Annotated in this window: 21 protein-coding genes; 13 read left to right on the top strand and 8 right to left on the bottom strand. The window is 63.7% G+C overall.

The window, feature by feature from the left end; all coding sequences use genetic code 11:
- Positions 1-18: 18 nt before the first annotated feature.
- On the bottom strand, positions 19-597 hold the full coding sequence (locus tag AC0L26_RS13765) for a histidine phosphatase family protein (RefSeq protein ID WP_473633210.1): 579 nt from the start codon (positions 595-597) through the stop codon (positions 19-21).
- Positions 598-871: 274 nt separating this feature from the next.
- On the opposite strand from AC0L26_RS13765, the gene AC0L26_RS13760 reads away from it, so the two are divergent.
- Positions 872-2,275, top strand: coding sequence for an MATE family efflux transporter (locus AC0L26_RS13760; RefSeq protein WP_352927222.1), 1,404 nt, complete (start codon positions 872-874; stop codon positions 2,273-2,275).
- Between the two features lie 86 nt (positions 2,276-2,361).
- Here AC0L26_RS13760 and AC0L26_RS13755 read toward each other — a convergent pair whose 3' ends face one another.
- The 5 genes from AC0L26_RS13755 to speB all read right to left on the bottom strand — a co-directional run bounded on the left by AC0L26_RS13755 (position 2,362) and on the right by speB (position 6,108).
- On the bottom strand, positions 2,362-2,721 hold the full coding sequence (locus tag AC0L26_RS13755) for a hypothetical protein (RefSeq protein WP_473633002.1): 360 nt from the start codon (positions 2,719-2,721) through the stop codon (positions 2,362-2,364).
- A gap of 122 nt (positions 2,722-2,843) precedes the next feature.
- A complete protein-coding gene (locus tag AC0L26_RS13750) occupies positions 2,844-3,491 on the bottom strand; it encodes an amino acid ABC transporter permease (protein ID WP_473633001.1) in 648 nt (215 codons plus the stop codon).
- Positions 3,488-4,156, bottom strand: a complete 669-nt coding sequence (locus AC0L26_RS13745; protein WP_473633000.1) for an amino acid ABC transporter permease — start codon at positions 4,154-4,156, stop codon at positions 3,488-3,490. Before AC0L26_RS13745 ends, AC0L26_RS13750 begins: the two co-directional genes overlap by 4 nt.
- A gap of 6 nt (positions 4,157-4,162) precedes the next feature.
- On the bottom strand, positions 4,163-4,966 hold the full coding sequence (locus AC0L26_RS13740) for a transporter substrate-binding domain-containing protein (protein WP_352927210.1): 804 nt from the start codon (positions 4,964-4,966) through the stop codon (positions 4,163-4,165).
- An 80-nt stretch (positions 4,967-5,046) separates the two neighbouring features.
- Positions 5,047-6,108, bottom strand: coding sequence for an agmatinase (gene speB / locus AC0L26_RS13735; protein WP_127206636.1), 1,062 nt, complete (start codon positions 6,106-6,108; stop codon positions 5,047-5,049).
- 234 nt (positions 6,109-6,342) lie between these two features.
- Between speB and gcvA the strand changes: the two genes are divergently transcribed.
- From gcvA to AC0L26_RS13695, 8 genes are all read left to right on the top strand, one after another.
- The gene (gene gcvA / locus AC0L26_RS13730; RefSeq protein WP_292397631.1) at positions 6,343-7,317 is read left to right on the top strand and encodes a transcriptional regulator GcvA; all 975 of its coding nucleotides are present in this window, start codon (positions 6,343-6,345) and stop codon (positions 7,315-7,317) included.
- Positions 7,318-7,513: 196 nt separating this feature from the next.
- Positions 7,514-8,818: a nicotinate phosphoribosyltransferase gene (gene pncB / locus AC0L26_RS13725; protein ID WP_473632999.1), complete on the top strand. Its 1,305-nt coding sequence runs from the start codon at positions 7,514-7,516 to the stop codon at positions 8,816-8,818.
- 224 nt (positions 8,819-9,042) lie between these two features.
- Positions 9,043-10,425: a hypothetical protein gene (locus AC0L26_RS13720; protein ID WP_473632998.1), complete on the top strand. Its 1,383-nt coding sequence runs from the start codon at positions 9,043-9,045 to the stop codon at positions 10,423-10,425.
- A 166-nt stretch (positions 10,426-10,591) separates the two neighbouring features.
- Positions 10,592-11,896, top strand: a complete 1,305-nt coding sequence (locus AC0L26_RS13715; RefSeq protein WP_473632997.1) for an ABC transporter substrate-binding protein — start codon at positions 10,592-10,594, stop codon at positions 11,894-11,896.
- Between the two features lie 221 nt (positions 11,897-12,117).
- On the top strand, positions 12,118-12,999 hold the full coding sequence (locus AC0L26_RS13710) for a branched-chain amino acid ABC transporter permease (protein WP_473632996.1): 882 nt from the start codon (positions 12,118-12,120) through the stop codon (positions 12,997-12,999).
- Positions 12,996-13,958, top strand: coding sequence for a branched-chain amino acid ABC transporter permease (locus AC0L26_RS13705; protein ID WP_473632995.1), 963 nt, complete (start codon positions 12,996-12,998; stop codon positions 13,956-13,958). Before AC0L26_RS13710 ends, AC0L26_RS13705 begins: the two co-directional genes overlap by 4 nt.
- A complete protein-coding gene (locus AC0L26_RS13700) occupies positions 13,955-14,680 on the top strand; it encodes an ABC transporter ATP-binding protein (protein WP_473632994.1) in 726 nt (241 codons plus the stop codon). Before AC0L26_RS13705 ends, AC0L26_RS13700 begins: the two co-directional genes overlap by 4 nt.
- On the top strand, positions 14,677-15,396 hold the full coding sequence (locus AC0L26_RS13695; protein ID WP_473632993.1) for an ABC transporter ATP-binding protein: 720 nt from the start codon (positions 14,677-14,679) through the stop codon (positions 15,394-15,396). The genes AC0L26_RS13700 and AC0L26_RS13695 overlap by 4 nt, the downstream gene beginning before the upstream one ends.
- Here the strand turns inward: AC0L26_RS13695 and AC0L26_RS13690 are convergent, their stop codons facing one another.
- Positions 15,397-16,827, bottom strand: coding sequence for a sodium:proton antiporter (locus AC0L26_RS13690; protein WP_473632992.1), 1,431 nt, complete (start codon positions 16,825-16,827; stop codon positions 15,397-15,399).
- 35 nt (positions 16,828-16,862) lie between these two features.
- Positions 16,863-17,462 carry a bifunctional nicotinamidase/pyrazinamidase gene (gene pncA, locus AC0L26_RS13685; RefSeq protein WP_473632991.1) on the bottom strand — a complete coding sequence of 200 codons (600 nt, stop codon included), beginning with the start codon at positions 17,460-17,462 and terminating at the stop codon, positions 16,863-16,865.
- A 427-nt stretch (positions 17,463-17,889) separates the two neighbouring features.
- Here pncA and AC0L26_RS13680 point away from each other — a divergent pair, with 427 nt between their 5' ends.
- From AC0L26_RS13680 to AC0L26_RS13665, 4 genes are read left to right on the top strand one after another with little or no spacing between them, the layout of a single operon-like run.
- Positions 17,890-18,753: an FAD binding domain-containing protein gene (locus AC0L26_RS13680; RefSeq protein WP_473632990.1), complete on the top strand. Its 864-nt coding sequence runs from the start codon at positions 17,890-17,892 to the stop codon at positions 18,751-18,753.
- Positions 18,750-21,524, top strand: coding sequence for a molybdopterin-dependent oxidoreductase (locus tag AC0L26_RS13675; RefSeq protein WP_473632989.1), 2,775 nt, complete (start codon positions 18,750-18,752; stop codon positions 21,522-21,524). The genes AC0L26_RS13680 and AC0L26_RS13675 overlap by 4 nt, the downstream gene beginning before the upstream one ends.
- A complete protein-coding gene (locus AC0L26_RS13670; RefSeq protein WP_473632988.1) occupies positions 21,521-23,062 on the top strand; it encodes a 6-hydroxynicotinate reductase in 1,542 nt (513 codons plus the stop codon). Before AC0L26_RS13675 ends, AC0L26_RS13670 begins: the two co-directional genes overlap by 4 nt.
- A complete protein-coding gene (locus AC0L26_RS13665) occupies positions 23,062-23,943 on the top strand; it encodes a UPF0280 family protein (RefSeq protein WP_473632987.1) in 882 nt (293 codons plus the stop codon). The genes AC0L26_RS13670 and AC0L26_RS13665 overlap by 1 nt, the downstream gene beginning before the upstream one ends.
- Positions 23,944-23,981 lie beyond the last annotated feature (38 nt).

Below are 23,981 nucleotides of genomic sequence, written 5' to 3'. Positions count from 1 at the left end.
CAGCCTGCAATGCGCCCGCTATCTCTGGTTCCAGCGCCGGATAATTGGTTCGCCGAGGTCGTGCTCGTAGCCGAGCACGCTTATGCTGGCGGTATCCAGGACGAGGAGGGCGCCGTCTTGCGGCGGCAGGCCGAGCCAGCGTGCGGCCAGCACCCGCAGGAAATGAGCGCTTGAAAACACCAGGACATTGCCGCTGACCTCGCGCAGTTGATTGACGATCCGGTCCGCCCTCGCGCCGACATCCTCTGCCGCCTCGCCGTCGGGGCAGCCGTCGCGAAAGAGACGCCAGCCTGGACGCTCGATGAGGATCTGCTTGGTGGTCAGGCCCTCGTAGGCGCCGTAATCCCATTCGGCCAGATCGGCCTTCTTCACGCCGGCCGAGCCGAAGCCGGCCAGCGTGCAAGTCTTGAAGGCACGCTGCGACGGGCTCGACCAGACGGCCTGGAACGAAAGCCCCTGCAGCCGCTCGGTGATCCGTCCGGCGGCCGCCTCGCCGGCAGGCGTCAGCGGTATATCGGTCAGGCCGGTATGCTTGCCGGAAGCGCTCCATTCCGTCTCGCCATGCCGAACCAGGTAGATTTCGGGAAACGCGCTCATCTGCATGCCTTTCGATGGACTCTGTACGCCGCCCCTTGTCGGATTGGCCACGGCGCAAACCATAGCGGCTTCCATGCTCTCTCCAAATAGGCGGGATTGAGACAAACTCGGCCTTTGCTGGCTTAATCCTTGCCTGCGTCAGCCTCTTGCCATCCTTACCAATTTCGTAGACAAGCCGTGCCGTTGATGCGGAATCCGGGCCAGTCGGCCATTTTTCGCGTTGAGACGCGGCTTCCGGTGTTTGCCGACGCGCCGCAATCGGATAGGCGAAAAAATGTCTGCGATCGAAGCCGGCGCTCGCGCGCCGGAAAACCTTTGGCGTCAGGAAATCAGGGCGACGCTGGCGCTCGCCTGGCCGATGGTGCTCACCAATCTCGGCCAGACCGCGATGACCGCCACCGATGTCATGATGATGGGGCGGCTGGGTCCGGACACGCTGGCCAGCGGCGCGCTCGGCGCCAACCTCTATTTCATGCCGCTGATCTTCGGGCTTGGCCTGATGCTGGCGACTTCGCCGATGATCGCTACGGAACTCGGCCGCCGCCGCCACTCGGTGCGCGACCTGCGCCGCACCGTGCGGCAGGGCCTTTGGCTGGCGATCCTCATCTGCATTCCAATCTGGATCTTTCTCTGGCACGGCGAGGCCGTGTTGCTGGCCATGGGCCAGGAGCCGGCGCTCGCGCACCAGGCCGGCATCTACCTGCGCTGGCTCGAATGGGCGGTCCTGCCCTTCTACGGCTATATCGTCCTGCGCTCGTTCATCTCGGCGCTGGAGCGGCCGGGCTGGGCGCTGGTCATCGTCTTCGTCGCCGTCGCCTGTAATGTCTTCTTCAACTGGGTGCTCATGTTCGGCAATCTCGGCGCCCCTGCGATGGGTATTGCCGGCTCCGGTCTCGCCACGACGCTGTCCAGCACGCTGATGTTCGTCGGCATGGCGGCTGTGGTGATGCTTGAGCCGAAATTTCGGCGTTATCGGCTGTTTGGGCGCTTCTGGCGAGCCGACTGGCCACGCTTCAAGGGGTTGCTGCGGCTCGGCCTGCCGATCGCCGGCCTCCTCGCCTTCGAGGTGACGATCTTCAACGCGGCAGCCCTTCTCATGGGCCTGATCGACGCGGCCTCGCTCGCGGCGCATGCCATCGCCATCCAGATCGCCTCGATCAGTTTCATGGTGCCGCTCGGCCTCAATCAGGCAGCGACGGTTCGCGTCGGGCTCGCCCATGGCGCCGGCAATGCGGAAGGCGTTTCCCGCGCCGGCTGGACCGCCTTTGTCATTGGCGTCTCGTTCATGGCGCTGATGGGGCTGGTGATGATCCTGTGGCCGCAGCTGCTGATCAGCGCCTTTATCGACCTTGGCGATCCGGCCAATGCCAGGGTGATCGGGCTTGCCGTGTCGTTCCTTGCCTTTGCCGCGCTGTTCCAGATTTTCGACGGCGCGCAGGCCGTGGCCGCAGGCATGCTGCGCGGCTTGCACGACACCACGGTGCCGATGATCTATGCGGCGATCGGTTATTGGGGCATCGGCCTGCCGCTCGGCGTGCTGCTCGCCTTCTATTCCGGGCTCGACGGCGTCGGCATCTGGATCGGCCTGTCGCTGGGTCTGGCGGTGGTGGCGGTGCTGCTTCTGGCGCGCTGGCTGCGGCGGGACAGGATCGCGCCACCGCTCTCCTTTGCGCATTGATGAAAGCGGCTGCCGGTTCGTCCGACGGCTGTCCAACTTTGTGTGTGTCGACCCTCACGCTTTCGTCGCGAAGGACGGCGTGACGTCTATGGATATTTCGTCTGATTTGCACTTGCGGCCGTTGGATCGCTCTGCAACTCCTCTGGCAATGGCAGACTTGAGCACCGCAAGTGCACCTCGCGGGCGAACAATTTTCGTTGTTTCTGCTGGTGCTCCTTGATGGCTGCTGCGAGCCCTAATCCGTACGGGCCAAGAAAGACGCCGGTCCCCCAACCCGGCTGCTTCTTTTCGCGTGCGTCGTAGTCCACAGCCTCCAGGCGGGCTTGCTGGCATTCCGGCGACACCCATTTCTGGTCTTGCTTCGAAAGCGACGCTCCATAGTCGACCGGAGAGGTCGCGCATCCAGCCACTGTCGCCGCCAACGCGACAAACATTGCAATTCTCATCCCGAGCCTTCCCTAAAGCATTGTGGAGAGTACACAAAACTCTTCTTACCGGATCGCTCCGACGAGGCAGCCGGAAACACGGTTATCGCTATCGATCGTTTCCACAGCGCAGAACCGGCATCCTAGTTTGTAGCCGCCCGTCGTTCAAGCGAACGTGCATATTGCGTCAGCGGGAAGCACATGATGAAGAAAATCAAAGCGACCAGCCCATAGACGGTGAACGGCTCGAAGGTTGCATTGTTGATGGCGTTGGATGTCCTGACCAGTTCCTCGAAACCGATGATTGAGGTCAGCGCGGTCGACTTGACCAGCTGCACCAGGAAACCGACGGTCGGCGCGCGGGTGATCGAAAACGCCTGCGGCAGGATGATCAGCCTGAGTTCCTGCAAATAGTGAAGGCCGAGGCTGGCGCCGGCGTCCCATTGGCCGCGCGGCAGCGCATCGACGCCGCTGCGCCAGATTTCGGCGAGATAGGCACTGGCGAAGAAGGTGAGGCCAAGTGCGGCGGCGGTCCACGGTTCGATACGCAAGCCCAGCATCGGCAGGCCAAAGAACATCAGGAAGAGCTGCATGAGCAGCGGCGTTCCCTGGAAAAGCGCGATGTAGCCCGAAGCAATTCGCCGGCTCCACTTGTTCTTGGCGATCCTGAAGAACAGAACGACCATGCCGACCACGCCGCCGCCGACAAAGGCGGCCAGTGACAGAAGCACCGTCCAGCGCGCGGCGAGCAGAAGGTTGCGCACGATATCCCAAAAGGTGAATTCGATCATGACACCCCGGCTCCCAGAGCGCGGCGGCCGCCGCTGACCAATAGCCGGCGCAGCCCCATCGACAGGACGAGGTAAACCATCGTCACCACGAAATAGGTCTCGAAAGCGCGGAAGGTCCGCGCCTGCAGCATGTCGGCCTCGTAGGTCAACTCGCGCACTGCGATCTGCGACACGACGGCGGACTCCAGCATCATGATGATGATCTGGCTGGTCAGCGCCGGATAGATCACCTTGAGTGCCTGCGGCAGCACGACCTTGACGAAGACCTGACGGGGCCGCAGCCCGAGCGCCAGTGCTGCTTCCGTCTGCCCGCGCGGCACGGCGTCGAGCCCGGCGCCGACGATCTCGATCGTGTAGGCCGCCATGTTGAGCGTCATCGCCAGCATGGCGGCCAGCACCGGATCGAGCCTTATGCCGATGCTGGGCAGCCCGAAGAAGATGAAGAACAGCTGCACCAGGAACGGTGTGTTGCGCATGACCTCGACATAGACGCCGATCGCCCGCTTGAGCAGGACAGGGCCGTTTCGCCGCCCTGCCGCGCCGAGGATGCTGAGGAACGTTCCCGCCAGCGTGGTCACGGCGATCAAGAGGATCGTCGTGGCCGCCCCTCGCGCGATCGCGCCTGTCGCATCGGCAAGCCAGCCGAAGTCGAGGCTATAGCCCACCCGCTGTCAATCCTTGAGGTTGTCGGGATTGAGCGGCGTCTTGAGCCAGGCCTTCGAGCTTTCGTCCAGCTTGCCGTCGGCCAGCATCTTGGCGACCGCGTCGTTGACGGCCTGCTTCAGGCGGTCCTCGTTCTTGTTGAGGCCGATATGCGAGGGCGAGGTGAGAAGCTGGAACTTCTGCTCCGGCTTCAGCGCCTCCTGGCGCGCGAGCACCTGAGCGCCGACGTCGTTGCCGACGACCATCAACTGGGTCTGACCCGAGATGAAGGCCTGGATGACGGAATTATAATTGTCGAAACGGCGGATATCGGCCGAGGCGGGTGCCGCCTCGGTAAGCGACGTATCTTCCAGCGTGCCGCGGTTGACGGCGATCGACTTGTCGGCGAGGTCGTCCTTGCCTTCGACCTTGAGCGCAGCCGGGCCGATCACGGCGATATAGTAGGGCGCGTAGGCGGCGGCGAAATCGATCACCTGCTCACGCTCCTTGGAATAGCCGACGCTCATCAGGATATCGACGCGCTTGTCGGTAAGATACGGGATGCGGTTCTGGCCGGTCACGCTGACCAAATTGAGCTTGACCTTGAGCTGGTCGGCGATGAACTGCGCCACGTCGATGTCATAGCCTTTGATGCTCATATCGGCACTGGCCGAGGAGAAGGGCGGAAAGTCGGAGAAAATGCCGACATTGATCGCGCCGGCCTTGGTGATGTCGTCGACCGCGTCGGCATTGGCGGCCTGGGTGGCGATACCAAAACCGGCGAGCATCAGCGCGGCGGCGATGGATGATCTGAGCTTCATGTGAAATGTCATTGTCGTTCCCCTGCTGGAAGCTTGTTTTGTTTGAATGCGGCCGCCGGCTCCAGCGCGGCGGTCGCCTTGGATTTGCTGCCTCAGGCTCCCTTGCCTGTTATTGCCGGGCTGAACACCATCAGGCTGAGAATCTCGAACAGCACCTGCGCGCCGGCATGGGCGGTGTTGGTGGTCGCGTCATATTGCGGCGCCACCTCGACGACGTCGCCGCCGACGATGTTGAGGCCCTTCAGGCCGCGCAGCAGTTCGAGCACCTCCCGCGTCGTCAGCCCGCCGACCTCAGGCGTGCCGGTACCCGGCGCGAAGGCGGGATCGACGCTGTCGATGTCGAAGGACACATAGGTCGGCCCGTCGCCAACGATCTTTCGCGCCTTCTCGATGATGGCGGGGACGCCGAGGCCGGTCACCTCTTCGGCATGCACGACGGTCATGCCGGATTCGTAGGTGAACTCCCATAGATATTCGGCCGAGCCGCGGATGCCGATCTGGATGGTGCGGGTCGGGTCGAGCACGCCGTCCAGCACCGCGTTGCGGAACGGCCCGCCGTGATGGAACTTGGTCATGTCGAACAGGCCGCTGGTGTCGCAATGGGCGTCGATGTGGATCATGCCGACCGGCGCCTTTTTGCCGACCGCCTTCAGGATCGGATGGCTGATCGAGTGATCGCCGCCGACCGAAAGCGGGATGACGCCGGCGTCGACGATCTGGTTGGTGCGGCGCTCGATGTCGTCATGGCTGGTCTCCAGCCGGTAGCGGCTCTGGAACGGCACATCGCCGATGTCGGCCACCTTCAGCTCATGTGTCGGCGCGCATTCCAGCACATGGTTGTAGGGGCCGATGCGTTCGATAGCGCGCAGTGCCCTTGGCCCGAAACGGGCACCCGGCCGGTTGGTGACGCCGAGGTCCATCGGCACACCGATCATCGCCACCTGCAGATCGCCGAAATCCGGGTTGTCGGCGGCAATTTGCCGGTACGGCGCGGCGAGGAAGGTCGGGATGCCGGAATAGGGCGCCAGCCGCGTGCCGCTCTTGGAAAAGATCTTGTCGGCGACCTTTCGGAATTTCGGGTCGAACATTTCGCCGCCATGGCTTTCGCCATATTTGCGACGCAACGCTTCGAGCTTGCCGCTGTTATAACCCATGTCGGTCCTCCATGGCTGGTGCAGTGCGGCCATCAATGACGGTCGCCATCCCGCCGGCTGCCTGCGGATTTCAGGCCTTGATACTGTTCCCGGGCAAAGTGTCTTGTAGCCGCATTGAAAAATCAATTGATATTGTTAGGGTCTTCGTTGTGAGGAAATCTCACATCATCTCGAGCACGATCTTGTCCGAAAACCGGGTTCCACTTTTCGGGATCGTGCTGCTCTGAGGCTCTGATGGCCAAGCGTCTGCCACCTTTGAATCCACTGCGGGCCTTCGAGGCGACGGCGCGTCACGCCTCGCTGACCAAGGCAGCGGCTGAGCTGAACGTCACTCATGGCGCCATCAGCCACCAGATCAAGGCGCTCGAACAGTCGCTTGGCGTCAAGCTGTTCGAGCGCGCCGGCCAGCGGGTGAAGCTGACGCCGCACGGCGCCGAATTGCTGCCGGCGGTGTCGACCGCCTTCGACGGCATAGCTGCCGCCACGCAGCGCATGACCCGGCCGGCCAGCACCGGCGCACTCTCAGTGTCCTGCGTGCCGGCGCTGCTTTTGCTGTGGATGATCCCGCGGCTCGGCAGCTTCACCTCGCAATACCCCGATATCAGGCTGACGCTGATCCCGTCCAACGACGCCAAGGACATCCGGGCACCGCATATCGACATCTGCGTGCACTATGGCGACGGCAGCTGGACCGATTGCTGGATGCGCAAATGGTCGGGTCTCGAACTGTTCCCGGTGGTCAGTCCGACGCTGATCAACAACCGTCCGATCCGCACCGTGCGCGATCTCGCCGATCATGTCTTCCTGCATGGCGACGACGGTCGTGAATGGCACACCTGGCTGGCCGCCGCCGACGCGCTGGACCTGGAGCGCGGCCGCCGCCATCATCTCGGCGACGCCCGCATGGCGAGCGAGGCTGCGGTTCATGGTCATGGCGTTGCGCTTGGCGATACGGTGACGGCAAGCGGGCTGCTTGCCAGGGGGCTGCTGGTCGCGCCGTTCAGCCTGTCGGTGCCGGCAGTCGACGATTTCTACGTCGTCTGTCGCAACGAGATGAGGTCGGCGCCGATCGTGCAGCTGTTCATCGACTGGCTGTTTGCCGAAAAGGAGCAGGCCGACGGCCGCGCCGATGCGCCGGTGGCGGGCCGTATCGGCATCCGCAGGAAGCGCCCGGCGCTGCGGGTGGTCGGCACTAAGACCGCATCCTGAGGCTGCAATTGCCGAAGCCGCATACATGCCGCAGGGTTCTCTTTTTGTCGGGCCAGCCCGCAAAGCGGCAGCACTTTCCAAAATTCAATGCTAAGAGGCATTTGGAGCAATTCCAGGAAAAGTGTGCAGCGGTTTTTCCGTCCGGAATTGCGTTAAACAAAAAAGCTAGAGCGAGCAGCGAAGGCGGCATTGAGACATGACTAAGACCGATATAGCGCGGCGCGTCTACAACCACACCTGGAAGCTCGACCCGATCGTCCGCAGCCTGCTCGACACCGATTTCTACAAGCTTTTGATGCTGCAGATGATCTGGGGCATGTATCCCAAGGTCGACACCACCTTCTCGCTGATCAACCGCACCACTTCGGTCCGTCTCGCTGAAGAGATCGACGAGGCGGAACTGCGTGATCAACTCGACCATGCGCGCACTTTGCGTTTCTCCAAGAAGGAGATGATCTGGCTCGGCGGCAATACCTTCTATGGCCGCAAGCAGATTTTCGAACCTGAATTCCTCGCCTGGCTCGAAAATTTCCGACTGCCCGAATACGAGCTTTCCAAGCGCAATGGCCAATACGAGCTGACTTTCAGCGGTCCGTGGATGTACACGACGCTGTGGGAAATCCCGGCGCTCGCCATCATCAACGAGCTGCGCTCGCGCGCGGCCATGCGGGCGTTCGGACCGTTTGCGCTCGACGTGCTCTATGCCCGCGCCAAGGCCAAGATGTGGGCCAAGACCGAGCGGTTGAAAGCGCTGCCCGGTATCCGCATTTCGGATTTCGGCACGCGTCGCCGCCATTCCTTCCTGTGGCAGCGTTGGTGCGTCGAGGCGCTTAAGGAAGGCATCGGCGAGGCATTTACCGGCACCTCCAACGTGCTGCTCGCCATGGATAACGACCTCGAAGCGCTCGGCACCAATGCGCATGAATTGCCGATGGTGCTTGCCGCACTCGCCAATTCGGAAAAGGAATTGAAGCAGTCCCCCTATAAGGTGCTGCAGGATTGGCAGCGCTACTATGGCGGCAATCTGCTGATCGTGCTGCCCGATGCTTTCGGCACCGCTTCGTTCCTGCGCGACGCGCCGGATTGGATCGCCGACTGGACCGGCTTCCGTCCCGACAGCGCACCGCCGATCGAGGGCGGCGAGAAGATCCTTTCCTGGTGGCGTGAAAAGGGCAAGGACCCGAAGCAGAAGCTGCTGATCTTCTCCGACGGGCTCGAGGTCGAGACCATCGAGGAAACCTACCGCCACTTCCGCGGCAAGGTGCGCATGTCCTTCGGCTGGGGCACCAACCTGACCAATGATTTCGAAGGCTGCGCACCGACCGAAACCAGCCGTCTCGACGCCATCTCGCTGGTCTGCAAGGTCACCGAGGCCAATGGCCGCCCGGCGGTCAAGCTCTCCGACAATCCGGCCAAGGCGACCGGCGACGAGAAAGAGATCGCGCGCTACATCAGGATCTTCGGCGAAAAAGACCGCGTGGAGCAACTGGTCAAGGTGTGAGGGTGAGGGAACTCTTGCACAGTATGAGTTCCTTCGCGCCCCCCTCTGTCCTGCCGGACATCTCCCCCTCAAGGGGGGAGATTGGCCGCTCGCTCGCTCAGCGCTTTTCTTGCCGGACCGAAAGCTGGCGAAGGCAGAAATTACAGCCAATCTCCCCCCTTGAGGGGGAGATGTCCGGCAGGACAGAGGGGGGCGCCGTAGAGCGCTGCCGCTTGGCAACAGTAATGCTCTTTGCGGCTTCGTTAATCCTCTTGTCACCCAGCCCCGCCTTCGCCCACGCCTCCGATCGCGGCCATGTCCTGCTTCTGCCGACCGGCTACTACGCCGCCGGTGGCGCGCTCGCCGTGGCCGTCAGTTTCCTCGTATTGGCCTTGCTGCCGTCAGACTTTCTCGGCCGCTTTTGGCGGCGGCGTCTGCCGCTTTTCGCATTCGGCGAGGGCGCTCGGGCAATCGTCAGTCTGGTATCTTTTGCCGGCTTTGCAATTCTTGTCGCGGCCGGCCTGTTCGGCAGCCGCGATCCGCTTTCCAACCCTCTGCCGCTGACGATCTGGACGTTGCTCTGGGTTGGGCTGGTTTTGCTGCAGGGGCTGTTCGGCAATCTCTGGTCATGGCTGAACCCCTGGTACGGGCCTTGGCGGGTCATTTTGCGCCTGTTCGGCAAGTGGCAGACATGGCGTCCGCCCCCGCGGCTCGGCTGCTGGCCGGCTTTCGTGCTGTTCTTCGCCTTCGCCTGGTTCGAGTTGATGGACCCGGCGCCCGACGATCCGGCGCGGCTCGCCTGGGCCGCCGGCCTCTATTGGCTGCTGAGTTTTGCCGCCATGCTGGTGTTCGGCTATCGCGACTGGAGCCGCAGCGGCGAGTTCCTGACCGTGTTCTTCGCCATGATTGCGCGCTTCGCCCTCCTCGAGCGCAACGAAGACCGCCGGCTCAGTCTCTGTTGGCCGGGCGCCAAGCTCAGCAATGTCGCGCCGCTGTCGTCCAGCGGCATTGCTTTCCTGCTGCTTGCGCTGTCGTCGGTTTCCTTCGACGGCTTGTCGAAAACCTTCTTCTGGCTCGGCCTGTTCGGCATCAATCCGCTAGAGTTTCCGGGCCGCACGACAGTGATCGGCATCGGCACCTTCGGACTGGTGCTGACGTTCGTGTTGCTTGCTGCGGCGTTCATCCTTGCAATTGTCGTTGGTCAGCGCCTTGCCGGTAGCCCGCATCCCCTCGGTCAGGCTGCGGGGCTGCTGGTCTGGTCGATCGTGCCGATCGCGCTCGCCTATCATGTCGCGCACTATCTGACGGCGCTGCTCGTCGACGGCCAATACGCCATTGCCGCTCTGTCCGACCCGTTCGCTTTGGGCTCGAACCTGTTCGGCACCGCCGACATGCAGATCGAAGCCGGCGTTGTTGCCGGCGCCGGCTCGGCATGGTGGCTGTGGAACGTCCAGGCCGGCGTCATCATCGCCGGCCACATGCTCGCCGTGCTCGTCGCGCATGGCCTCGCCTGGCGATTGCATACGGTTCCCGCTCAGGCGGCGCTCAGCCAATTTCCACTCACCGTGCTGATGATCGCCTACACGATCTTTGGGCTCTGGTTGCTTGCTACGCCGGCGGCCGGATGACACAGAAGCCCGGCTCGATGCCGTCGATCGATCCTTGGGGAAGCTCGCTTGCCACATCAGGGCTTTGATGATTTAGTTTGTACACATGCAATTTCGGCGCTCTCACCAGGAGCAACCAGTCTCGCTACAGCCATTGGTCAAAACTCAAAAAACAAGGGGAACTGCCGTGACCGACAAGAATGGGTTTTTCGATCTTTCCAAAACCGGTCTCACCCGCCGCACGGCGCTGAAGGGGTTGGCCGCGGGGGCCGGCCTTGCCGTCGCGCCTGGGTTCGTGCGTTACAGCCAGGCGCAAAGCTCGGCGCCGATAAAGATCGGCTTCCAGTCGCACCGCACCGGCATCGGCGCCGCCTATGGCCGCTGGTATGAGAAGACCACGGCCGCGGCGGTCAAGGCGATCAACGATGCCGGCGGCATCAACGGCCGGCCGGTCGAGGTGATCATCGAGGATGACGGCACCGATCCCGGCCGCGGCGCCGAAGTGGTCGGCAAGTTCGCCACCCAGCACAAGACCGACATCGTCTTCGGCACGCTGTTCTCGCATGTCGTCATCGGCTCGGCGCCGGCCGCCGGCGAGGCCAAGATGCCCTATTTTGTCGTCAGCGAAGGCCATCACGTCGCCTCGACCAAGCTCAACCGCTACGTCTTCCAGCCCGGCATCACCGACGTGAAGAGCCAGATCCAGTCGATGGCGCCGTGGATCGCGGCCAACGCCGGCAAGAAGGTGACGCAGATCTTCCCCGATTTCGCCTTCGGCTACGACCATCGCGACTACCTGCCGCCGGCACTGAAGGCTCAAGGTGCTGAGGTCATCGCCCAGATCGCCATCCCGCCGACGGAATCGTCCTTCACCAAATATTTTCCGCAGATCCCAGCCGAGACCGAAGTGATCTACCACGTCATGGTTGGCCCGGCTGTGCTGACCTTCGTCAAGGAACTCGGCGAATTCTACGGCTCCAACCGGCCGCAGCTGTTCGGTTTTATCGATTCGCTCGAAGCCACCGACATCAACAGCCCCGGCCTCGAATTCCTCGACGGCAGCCATTTCTGGGAAGGCTCGCCGCGCTACGCGCAACCCGATGATTCCGCCGCGCAGAAGGCCTATCGCGCCGCCGTCGGCATTGACGACAATGGTGCTGCTGTCGGCGATCCCAAGGACGTCTCCACCGCCGCGCACATGTTCGGCTGCTGGGAAACGCTTTATGTCGTCAAGAAGGCGATGGAGGATGCCGGCTACAAGGGGCCGGAAGACCGCGCCAAGCTGGTCGAGGCGACCGAGGCCTTGACCGAATTCGCCGAAGGCCCCGAGCATCCGCAAGGGCCGAAGACCTTCAACGGCAAGATCCACCAGTGCTTCGGCATCCAGAACATCTCCAAGGTCGAAGGCGGCCGGCTGAATGTCGTCCATAAGACCAAGATCGAGGACGGCCTCTACGAGCCGGAAGGGGATTACACGACGCAGGCGCTCTAGACACGGCCTTGTCTGTAAGCGTGGGAGCCAAGCCACCCCCCTCTGTCCTGCCGGACATCTCCCCCTCAAGGGGGGAGATTGGCAGTTCGCGCGAAGGCGGCTGCCTACTGACCTTGGCGATTGGCGAAATCGATGATGACAGCCGATCTCCCCCCTTGAGGGGGAGATGGCCGGCAGGCCAGAGGGGGGTGCGCCTCGCACCGGCCATGGGCATATAACCGATGCACTTCGGACCTCATCTCCTCCTCGCCGCCCTCGAAGGCCTTGTCACCTCCGCCGTGCTGGCGCTGACGGCGCTCGGCCTGTCGCTGGTGTTCGGCGTCATGCGCGTCGTCAATGTCGCCCATGGCGAGTTCTTCATGCTGGGCGCGGTGCTTGCCTGGGCGATCTCTACGGCCCTATCAGGCCATCCGGCGCTCGGCTTCGCGACCGCGCTGGTGCTGGCGCCGCTGATCGTCGGCCTGATCGCACTGGTCGCCGAACGGCTGGTGCTGCGCCGGCTGAATTACAATCCGGAAGCCACCATCGTCGCCACCATCGGCATGCTCTACATCATCCAGCAACTGGCACTGACCTTCTATGGTCCGGAGGCGCGGCCGGTGGAGCCGCCCTTCAGCTACCGCATCCTTCTGCCGTGGTTCGGCTATTCCGGTTACAAGCTTTCGATCATCGCCGCATCGGCGCTTCTGTTAGTCGCGACGTGGTTCGTGCTGACGCGCACGAAAATCGGCCTCGTCATGCGCGCCACGCAATATGACAGCGAGACGGCGCAGGCCTTCGGCATTCCGGTCGACCGCGTCTATGCCGGCGTCTTCGCGCTCGGCGCCATGCTGGCGGCGGTGGCCGCGGTGCTGATCGTTCCGATCAGCCAGGCGCATTATCTGATGGGGCAGGACCCGCTGCTGCTGTCCTTCATCGTCGTCATCATCGGCGGGCTCGGCTCGCTGCGCGGCACTGTCGTCGCCGCCGTGCTCATCGGCCTGTCGGACGGCATCATCTCGGTGTTCTTCTCGCCGACCCTGGCCAAGATCATCGCCACGCTTTTGGTTGCCATGGTGCTGGTGTTCCGGCCGCAAGGCCTGTTCGGGACGGCATCGCGATGAAGGAGGCTTCACCGGCAAAAGCCTACGCGCTGAATCTGGGCGTCATCGCCCTGCTTTTTGCCCTAAGCTTCGTCCTGCCGGAGTACCACCACGGGCTGCTCGCCCGCATCATGGTGCTGGCGGTCTTCGCCATGGGCTACAACATGCTGTTCGGCTATGTCGGGCTGCTCAGCCTCGGTCACGCCATGTTCTTTTCGGCCGGGCTCTATGGCGCCGGCCTTGCCGTCATCCATCTCGGCTGGAACGTGCCGGCCGCCTTCGCCGCCGGGCTTGCCTGCGGCGCGGCTCTTGCGCTCATCATCGGTGTGCTGGCGCTGCGAACTTCCGGCGTCGCCTTCATGATCGTCACCATGATGTTCGCGCAGGTCTTCTATCTCATAATCCTCTATTTCGCGGCCTGGACCGGCGGCGACCAGGGTCTGGTGGTGCCGCAGTCGGCGCGTGTTCTCGTTTTTGGCAGCACGTCGCTCGGCCTCACCAATCCGACCGTGCGCTACATGAGCGCGCTCGTCCTGTTCTCGATCGTACTGCTGGTGACGCTCGCCGTCGTCCGCTCCAGATATGGCCGTGTGCTGGTCGCCATCCGCGAGAACGAGGAGCGGACCAAAATGCTCGGCTACGACACGTTTTCCAACAAGCTCGTCGCCGTCGTCGTCTCCGGCACCATCTGTGCGGCTTCGGGCGCCGCCTACGCGCTGCTGTTCGGTTATGTCGGCTCGACTTTCGCCTCGGTGCAATATTCCATCTTGCCGCTGCTCTGGGTGCTGCTCGGTGGTGCCGCGACCACGCTCGGTCCGTTGATTGGCACGCTGTTCATGTACTATGTCGTCGACATCACCAGCGGCTACACCTCGGCCTATCTGCTGATCGTCGGCATCGCCCTCATCCTGCTGGTGCTGTTTTTCCCCAAGGGCATTCTCGGCACCATCCGCCAACGCTGGCTAGGATGGCTGCCATGACGCCGTTGCTGACGACCAAAGGTCTGTCTCGCAATTTCGGCGGCCTGCGCGCCGTCGACGGCGTCGACTTCGCCCTCATGCCGGGCGAGATCCGCGCCGTTATCGGTCCGAACGGCGCCGGCAAGACCACCTTCGTCAGCCTGGTCAGCGGCCGCATCCAGCCATCCCAGGGCATGATCGTCTTCGACGGCGCCGATATCACCAATCTGCCAGCCTACGCCAGGGTCCGCCTTGGCATCGCCTACACCTTCCAGATCACCAGCGTCTTTGCCAATCTCACCGCCTATGACAACGTCGCGCTGCCGGTGCAGCGCACGCTGACCGATGGCCGCTCGAAAGGCGCCGTCCATACCGGCGTCATGATGGCGCTGGAGCGCACCGGCCTTGCCGACCGCGCCCACATGCCGGCCGGGCAATTGTCCTATGGCCATCAGCGCCTGCTCGAAGTTGCCATGGGGCTGGCGCTGAAGCCGCGCCTGCTGATCCTCGACGAGCCGACGCAGGGGCTGGCCGACAGCGAGATCGACAATTTCATCGGGCTGGTGCGCGCGATCGCCAAAAGCGCCACCGTGCTTCTGATCGAACACAACATGCCTGTTGTCATGCAGTTGGCCGACCGCATCACCGTCTTCAACGGCGGCAAGATCCTGGCCGAAGGCACGCCCGAGCAGGTCCGCGCCAATTCCGAGGTACAGGACGCTTATCTCGGAGCGACGCCGTGACTGAAACCCGGTCTGAAGCACTGACCATCTCCGGGCTCGACTGCTTCTATGGCGAGGTCCAGGTGCTCTACGGCCTCGATCTCGTGCTGAACAAGGGCGAGGTGCTTTGCCTGTTCGGCCGCAACGGCGCCGGCAAGACGACGACGCTGAAGGCGATCATGGGCCTCGTTCCCTCGCGCGCCGGCTCGATCAGGCTCGAAGGGCGGGAATTGACCGGCCTGCCGGCGCACGACGTGCCGAAGGCCGGCGTCGCCTATGTGCCGCAGGGCAGGCGGCTCTTCGCCGAGATGACGGTGGCGGAAAATATCGAGATCGGCCTGATGGCGCGCGGCAAGGGCAAGACGACGCGCGAGAACGTGCTCGAGCTCTTCCCACTGCTGCGCCAGCGGCTGAGACAACGCTCCGGCACGCTGTCGGGCGGCGAGCAGCAGATGCTGGCCATGGCGCGTGCACTGTGCCTCGAACCGCAGGTGCTGCTGCTCGACGAGCCGACCGAAGGGTTGATGCCGTCGATGATCGCAAAAATCCGCGATACGGTGTCGAAGCTGCGCGACCTTGGTGTCTCGACGATCCTGGTCGAGCAGCGGGTCGATGCCGTGCTGTCCGTCGCCGACCGGGTCTCGTTCATCGAGAACGGCCGCAACCGCGAGACGGTCGATGTCGAGGAATTGCGCGCCGACCCATCGGCGGTGCGCCGTTATGTCGGAGTAGGGTAATCACCCGAAGAACAAAAAGCCGGCAAGCAAAAATATCGGAATCAGCACCACGCCCGACCACGCCATGTAGCCGAAGAAGCCCGGCATCTTGACGCCGCGATGTCTGGCAATGGCGTAGACCATGAAGTTGGGTGCATTGCCGATATAGGTGTTGGCGCCCATGAACACCGCGCCGGCCGAGATCGCCGCCAGCGTCGAGGCGAAGGTGGTCGTCAGATGCTGCGGATCGCCACCGGCGAGCTCGAAGAACACCAGATAGGTCGGCGCATTGTCGAGGAAGGATGACAGCGCTCCGGTCATCCAGAAATAGGCGAGGTCGTAGGGCTCGCCCGTGGGCGAGCTGACCAGCGAGACCAGCGGCGCCAGCGCGCCGTCGGGGCCGGCCCTGAGAATGGCGATGACCGGCACGATGCAGATGAAGATCCCGGCGAACAGTTTCGCCACTTCGGCGATTGGCTCCCAGTGGAAGTTGTTCGCCTGCCTGTGGCTCTTGTGCGAGACGCCGAGCGAAAGGAAGGCAAGCGCCAGGATGATGGCGTCGCGCACGAGGTTCTGCAATTCAAGGCTCACGCCCTGGACCGAGAAAGCCACGCCCGGCTTCCAGGTCGCCGAAAGCAGGATCGCGCCGATCACCCCGGCCAGCAGCGGGACGTTGGCCAGGCCTCGGATGCGCACCTTGGTGTCCGGTGTCGGATCCTTGATCTTCGGCGTACCAGCCTCGCGGCGATGCAGGATGATGTCCAAAGCCAGGAAGACGGCCAGCACCAGGCCGCCGACGAACAGTGTCTCCTGATAAAGATTGGTGGTGGTCCAGAAGAAATCGACGCCGCGCAGGAAGCCGACAAACAGTGGTGGATCGCCGAGCGGCGTCAGCGAGCCGCCGATGTTGGACACCAGGAAAATGAAGAAGATGACGACATGGGCGTTGAATGGCCGGTTATCGTTGGCGCGCAGGATCGGCCGGATCAGGATCATCGAGGCGCCGGTCGTCCCGATGACCGAGGCGAGCATCGCCCCGACCAACAGCAGTCCGGCATTCACCAGCGGCGTGCCGTGGATGTTGCCGGCAACGAGGATGCCGCCCGAAATGGTGAACAGCGCGAACAGGAGAATGATGAACGACATGTATTCGGTAAGCAGCGCATGCAGTACCGCCTCCGTGGCCGAAGACATGCCGAACGCAACCGCCAGCGGCGCGACCGCAAGAGCCGCCCAGAAGAAGGTGATCTTGCCGTAGTGATGCTCCCATAGATGGGGGAAGAGCAATGGTCCGGTGGCGATCGACAGAAGCAGGCCGGCAAAGGGCAGCGCCCACCATAGCGACATTGTTTCGCCGGGCAGCTCGTGGGCCTCGGCTGCCAGCGCTATTCCCGGAAACAGGGTTGCGACTGCCACCACAGCGCCCGCCGTCAAAGCCGCCGCAAAGCGCATAAAGCCCCCTCTCGAATTGTGTCGGGTGCGATTGTTCAAGCCAGCGTCACGCCGGCATCGCGCATCCGGTTCAGCATCGTCTCGACGGAGCCGTTGAGATCGATGCCGCGACAGGCGTCGAGCCGCACTGTCGTCTTGAAACCTTGCTTGACCGCATCGAGCGCTGAGAAGGCGACGCAGTAATCGGTCGCCAGGCCGGCCAGGGTCAGCGTGTCGATGCCGCGCTCCTGGAGATAGCCGGCAAGACCGGTCGGCGTCGTATGATCGTTCTCGAAGAAAGCCGAATAGCTGTCGATCTCCGGGCGAAAGCCCTTGCGGATCACCAGTTCGGCCTTGGTCCAGGCGAGGCCCGAATGGAAATCAGAACCCAGGCTGCCCTGGATACAGTGGTCGGGCCACAGCGTCTGCGGGCCGTAAGGCATGTCGATCGTCTCGAACGGCTGGTTGCCGGGATGACTGGAGGCAAAGCTCGAATGGCCGGCGGGATGCCAGTCCTGCGTCAACACGACATGTTCGGTCCGCCGGATCAGGTCGTTGACCAGCGGCACGATCTCGTCGCCGCCGGCCACCGCCAGCGCGCCGCCCGGGCAGAAATCATTCTGCAGGTCGATGATAACAAGCGCTTCGTCGGCCATGGAGCCTCCCTCTTGTCTGTCCCGGAGGCATGACCCGAACCGGAAGTCTGCCGAGACGTGGTATCCGTGTTCGAACCCAGGCTTCACCGAAAAATGCCGCTGTCGCGACCGGATGCAGAAACTTGACCAGATGGCTGGCTGCGTCAACCTCTACAGCGCCGCGCGTCTTTTGGACGCGCAAAGGACGCTGTAGCATTTTGAGTTTGCGCATGATCCTTTCCGAAAATCGGTTCCGATTTTCAGGGTCATGCGCGAGCATAACAAATACGTGCCGCCGCGCCGATGCGGATAGCGGCTCGAAACTCTGGCTTTGACAATTCCTGCCGGCTTGATATCATTTGCATACGAATGAATTTTGACCGGTCCGGATGCCGGTAGGATCCGTCGGGAGCCCCTTTCAAGGAGGTCCCTTTTTGGAAGGCAAAGCGTGATCCGTTACGCGAAACCCACCACGGTCGACGAAGCGCTCGCTTTGCTGGGCGAGGCGCCCTGGCGCATCCTTGCCGGGGGCACCGATTTCTATCCGGCGCAAGGAGATAGGCCTTTCCGCGAAAATGTCCTCGACATCAACGGCCTCGCAACGCTGCGCGGTATCGCCGAAACCGAGGATCATTGGATCATCGGCGCGCGCACGACCTGGACCGATCTTGCCCGTCATCCGCTGCCGGCGGCTTTCGACGCGCTGAAGCAGGCGGGGCGGGAAGTCGGCTCCGTGCAGATCCAGAACGTCGCCTCCATCGCCGGCAATCTCTGCAACGCCTCTCCGGCCGCCGACGGCGTGCCGGCGCTGCTCGTCCTCGACGCCGAGGTCGAACTGCGCTCGGTGGCGATGGTCCGCCACCTGCCGCTAGAAAGGTTCATCGTGGGAAACCGCCGCACGGAGTTGCAGCCGGGCGAAATGGTCACCGCCATCCGCGTGCCGAAAGACGCGGCCACCGGCACGTCGGCTTTCGTAAAACTCGGCGCACGTCGCTATCTCGTCATTTCCATCGCCATGGCAGCCGCCCGCCTGACCATCAAGGATGGCATCGTCGGCAATGCTGCCGTCGCCGTCGGCTCCTGTTCGGCGGTCGCCAAACGTCTCTCGGGCATCGAAGCAGCCTTGCGCGGCCTCCCGCTCGACCATTCTCTCGCCGCCGCGATCCAGTCTGCACCGATGGACGAGCTGTCGCCGATCGGCGATGTGCGCGGCAGTGCCGAATACCGGCTGGACGCCGCGCGTGAGATCGTCGCCCGCGCCGTGCTCGGCGCCGCGGGTCACGTGTCGGATAGCGAGGTGGTGGCGGCATGAGCGAAGCTCAGCCTGGCATGAGCATGGAGCGCGCCGACATCGCCTTCGAGGTCAACGGCGCTGCCGTTGCTGTCTGCGTGCCGCCGGTTCGCCGCCTCTCTTCGGTGCTGCGCGACGAATTGCGCCTGACCGGCACCAAGATCGGCTGCGACGCCGGCGACTGCGGCGCCTGCACGGTGCTTGTAGACGGCGAACCCGTCTGCGCCTGCCTCATGTCTGTGGCGTCTGCCGCTGGCGCTGTGGTGACCACCGTCGAAGGGCTCGCCAACGGCAGGTTGTCGGCGCTGCAGGCCTCGTTTCTCGATCATGGCGCAGCGCAATGCGGCATCTGCACGCCCGGCCTGCTAATCGCGGCAACAGCACTTCTGGACAACCAGCCCAACCCAACGGAGGCCGAAACCCAGGATGCGCTGGGCGGCATCCTCTGCCGCTGCACCGGTTACCGGAAGATCGTCGCCGCAGTGATGGATGCGTCGCGCCATGCCGATGGCCTCGACCATCGCATGCCGCAGTCCGGCCACGCCGTCGGTTCGTCCCCGATCAGGCTCGACGGCCTGCCGAAAGTCACCGGCGGCGAAAAATTCGGCGGGGATTCCTTCCCGGACGACGCGCTGGCAGTGCTGGTGGTTCGCTCGCCGCATTATCACGCCCGCTTCGTCTTCGGCGATCTCGACGCGTGGGTGAAAATCCATCCCGGCATCGTCGGCGTCTTCACCGCTGCCGACATTCCGGGAAAGAACAGCTTCGGCGTCATTGCGCCTTTCGCCGACCAGCCGGCGCTGGCCGAAGGTTTTTCGCGCTTTCGCGGCGAGGCGGTGGCGCTGGTTGCCGGCGAGCGCGAGGCCATCCTCGACCTCGATCTTGCGGATTTTCCTGTTCGTTGGACCGAACTGCCGCACCTTCTGCAACCATGCGAGGCGCAAGCCGGCGGCGCGCAGCTGATCCACGAGAACCGGCCGGCAAACCTGCTCACCCAAGGCTTTGTCGAGCGCGGCGACCCCGACGCCGCCCTTGCCGGGGCTGCCTTCACCGTTTCCGGCGCCATCGACACATCCTATGTCGAGCACGCCTATATCGAGCCGGAAGCCGGCTATGCCTACATGGATGGTGGCACTCTCGTCGTCGTCGCCTGTACGCAGGCGCCCTACATGGACCGCGACGACGTGGCAAAGGTGCTTGGCCTTGCCGTCGACAAGGTGCGCATCGTGCCGACCGCCACCGGCGGCGGCTTCGGCTCCAAGCTCGACGTTTCGTTGCAGCCGCTGATCGGTCTGGTCGCGATGAAGACCGGGCGGCCGGCGGCACTCGCCTATACCCGCAATGAATCGATGATCTCGACCACCAAGCGCCATCCCGCCGAGATGAAGGCGACGATCGGCGCCGATGCCGATGGCCGCGTCACCGGCATGGTCTTCACCGGTGATTTCAACACCGGCGCTTACGCAAGCTGGGGACCGACCGTCGCCAACCGCGTGCCGGTGCACGCCTCCGGCCCCTATGCCACGCCGAATTATCGTGCCGAGGGCCGCGCCATCCATACAAATGGGCCGATCTCGGGCGCCTTCCGCGGTTTCGGCGTGCCGCAGGCGACGATCATGCAGGAAACACTCTATGACGAGCTGGCGGAAAAGCTTGGGCTGGACCGGCTCGATTTTCGGTTGAAAAACTGCCTCCGTAACGGATCCGAAACAGTTACCGGCCAGAAGCTGGAATCGGGTGTCGGCATCGCCGATTGTCTCGAAGCATTGCGGCCGCATTGGACGCGCGCGCTAGTCGATGCGGATGTCTTCAATACTGGCAATGGCAGCAGGAAACGCGGCGTCGGTGTCGCCTCCTGCTGGTATGGTTGCGGCAACACCTCGCTGCCAAATCCGTCGACCATCAGGGTCGGCATCTCCGCCTCTGGCGATGTCGTCCTGCATCAGGGTGCGGTCGATATCGGGCAAGGTTCCAACACGGTCATTGCCCAGATCTGCGCCGACGCGCTCGGCCTGCCGCTCGAAAAATTCACGCTGAAAAGCGCCGACACCGCGATCACGCCCGATGCCGGCAAGACGTCCGCTTCGCGCCAGACCTTCGTCACCGGCAAGGCCGCCGAAAAGGCCGGCCGCGCCTTGCGCGAAGCGATCCTGCGCTTTGCCAATGTGTCGGAGAAGGGAGCGATCGCTCTGGATGGCACAAGCCTGGTCATCCGCGAGGGCGAAGCGACTCGGCATATCGATCTGTCCACACTGAAGGCCGATGCCGACGGCTTCGTCTTCCGTGCCGAGGAAAGCTACGACCCGCCGACGCTGCCGCTCGACGCCAAGGGCCAGGGCAAGCCTTACGCCGTCTACGGCTATGGCGCGCAGATCGCCGAACTGGAGGTCGACCTCAAGCTCGGCACGGTGAAGCTGATCAAGATCACTGCCGCGCATGATGTCGGCAAGGCGATCAATCCGCAGCTCGCCGAAGGCCAGATCGAGGGCGGCATCGCGCAAGGCATCGGCATGGCGCTGATGGAGGAGTACATCCCCGGCCGCACCGAAAACCTGCATGACTATCTCATCCCGACCGTCGGCGACGTGCCGCCGATCGAGACCATCCTGATCGAAGTTCCGGATCCGGAAGGACCCTTTGGCGCCAAGGGCTTGGGCGAGCATGTGCTGATCCCGACGGCGCCCGCGATCCTCAATGCCATCCGTCATGCCACCGGCGTCCTGGTCACCAAAATTCCCGCGACGCCGAGCCGCATCCGCGCCGCGATACGCGACAAGGAGGCACGCCGATGAGCGAGCTTGCCGAACGCTTCGAGACGCATGATCCCGGCGAGAAGCAGGTGGCGGAAAAGATCCGCTGCGATGCCTGCCCGGTCATGTGCTACATATCAGATGGCCGCACTGGCGCCTGTGATCGCTATGGCAATGTCGGTGGCAGGATCGTGCGGATGGACCCGCTGACCATCCTCGACCATGCGGCCGAGACCGGTGCTGCGGTCGTGCCTTTTGTCGCCGAGGGCGAAGAATGGGACGGCGAACTGGTCAACACCGGCCGCCGCTTCGTCACCGCGATCGGCGCCGGTACCACCTATCCCGACTACAAGCCGGCGCCTTTCATCGTCAGCCAGCAGGTCGAGGGCGTCGATCTCGTCACCGTAGTCACCGAGGGCATCTTCTCCTATTGCGGTGTCAAGGTGAAGATCGATACCGACCGTCACATCGGCCCCGAAACGGCGACCGTCCGCGCCGCGGGCGAGGCGATCGGCCATGTCACGACAGGCGAATATGGTTCGCAGATGCTGTCGCTGGGCGGCGTGCATCATCTGACCGGCGGCTCCAAGGCCGAAGGCCGGGCGACCTGCGACGCGTTGCTTGATCTGTGCAACCGCAAGCCGGTCGAGCTCACCATCGACGGCGGTGCCACGGTGATCGTCGAAGCCGGCAAGCCGCCGGTCATCGACGGCAAGCCCGAACATCGCATGCGGGTCGGCTGCGGCTCGGCCACCATCGGCATGTTCGCCACCCAATGGCGTGGCCTAGTCGACGAGGTGGTGGTGGTCGACGACCACATCACCGGCGTCGTCTCCGAGCACCAGGCCGGCAAGGTGCTGGGCTGGCAGGACACCGGCATCAAGATCATCGGCCGCCGTTCGACGCCGGGCCGCTATTTCAAGGTGTCGGAGCCGGGCCTCGGCTGGGGCGGCACCAGCATTTCCGATCCGCTGTCGATCCTTGGCGAATGGAATGCGAAAAAGGGCGCCCGGCCGGGCCTGTCGCTGCTGATGGTCTCGACCACCGGTGAGCAGTTCGCCTATTACGAGCTCGACGACGAATTGAAGCCGGTGCAGAAACCGTTCCCGGAGCGGCTGCAGAAATCCGTCGGCCTGATCGAGGACAATTGCGAGCCGGCGCTGTGCACCGTGCTGTTCGTCGGCGGTGCCGGCGGTTCGCTGCGCGCCGGCGTCACCGAGAACCCGGTCAATCTGACCCGCTCGGTGCAGGGCCTGACGACCTATGTGACCGTTGGCGGCGCGCCGGTCTATGTCTGGCCGGGCGGCGGCATCACGCTGATGGTCGATGTTATCAGAGTGCCGGAAGGTGCCTTTGGCTATGTGCCGACGCCGGCGCTGGTGGCGCCGATCGAGTTCACCCTGCGCCGCGACGACTATGTCAGGCTGGGAGGCTACGAAGCGGAGATCCGCAGCGTTGAGGATATCCTTGCCAAGGGCGGTGAGTATCTCAACCCGCGCCGCGGCACGGGCGCGCCGGCCAGCAATCCGTGGCCGCCGCTGGCGCAGTTGCGGCGTGCAGCGAGCGACGGGGCTGGGTGATGAACGGCCCGCAGGCACATTGGCTTGAGGGTGGCATACGGCTGCATCTCAATCATGGCCCGATCGACCTGATCATCGAGGCATTCGGCGATGCGAACGAGTGCCGCGCCGCCTACAGCCAGGCGGTGGCGCGGTTCCAAACGATCCTGCCGGAACTCGTCGACGAACTGCCGGAACTGCGCCGGCCGGCCTCCTCGCGGCCACGTGCTTTCGCTGGCCTGACGGCGCGACGCATGGAAGTGGCGGTTGTTCCGCTGGCGAAACAATTCGTCACACCGATGGCTGCCGTCGCCGGTTCGGTAGCCGACGAAATGCTTGGTGCGCTGCTGGCCGGGCGTCGGCTCGATCGCGCCTATGTCAACAATGGCGGCGACAGTGCGATCCATCTCGGCAGCGGCCAGTTTATGACCCTCGCCATTGCCGGGACAGGTCACGGACTGGCGGACCGCATCACGATCCGCGCCGAAGACGGGATTCGCGGTGTTGCGACCAGCGGCTGGCGCGGCCGGTCCTTTTCGCTAGGCATTGCCGACGCCGTCACGGTGCTGGCGCGGACGGGTGCTGAAGCCGATGCCGCCGCGACCATGATCGCCAACGCCGTCGACCTGCCCCGTCATCCTGCCATCGAGCGCGTGCCGGCGCGCGCTTTGGCACCCGATAGCGATCTAGGCGATCGTCTGGTCACAATTGCTGTTGGCCCGCTTTCACCCGCTGAAATCGCCACTGCACTGGACAGCGGGCTTGCTGTCGCCGATGGTTTTCGCCGAAATGGCCTGATTGCCGCCGCCGCGCTTTTCCTGGCCGGGCAAAGCCGCGTCAGTGGTTCCATGGCGCTCGTCGCGCCCAATAAAATCCTAGGGAAGGAAGTTGGCTATGCCTGAGTTTTCCGTCGGCGCAGAAGGCGTCAAGGCTTGGGACG

It is taken from the genome of Mesorhizobium sp. WSM4823, from assembly GCF_055811195.1.
The sequence above is the reverse complement of the archived record's forward strand: the minus strand, read 5'-3'. Positions and strand labels throughout refer to the sequence as shown.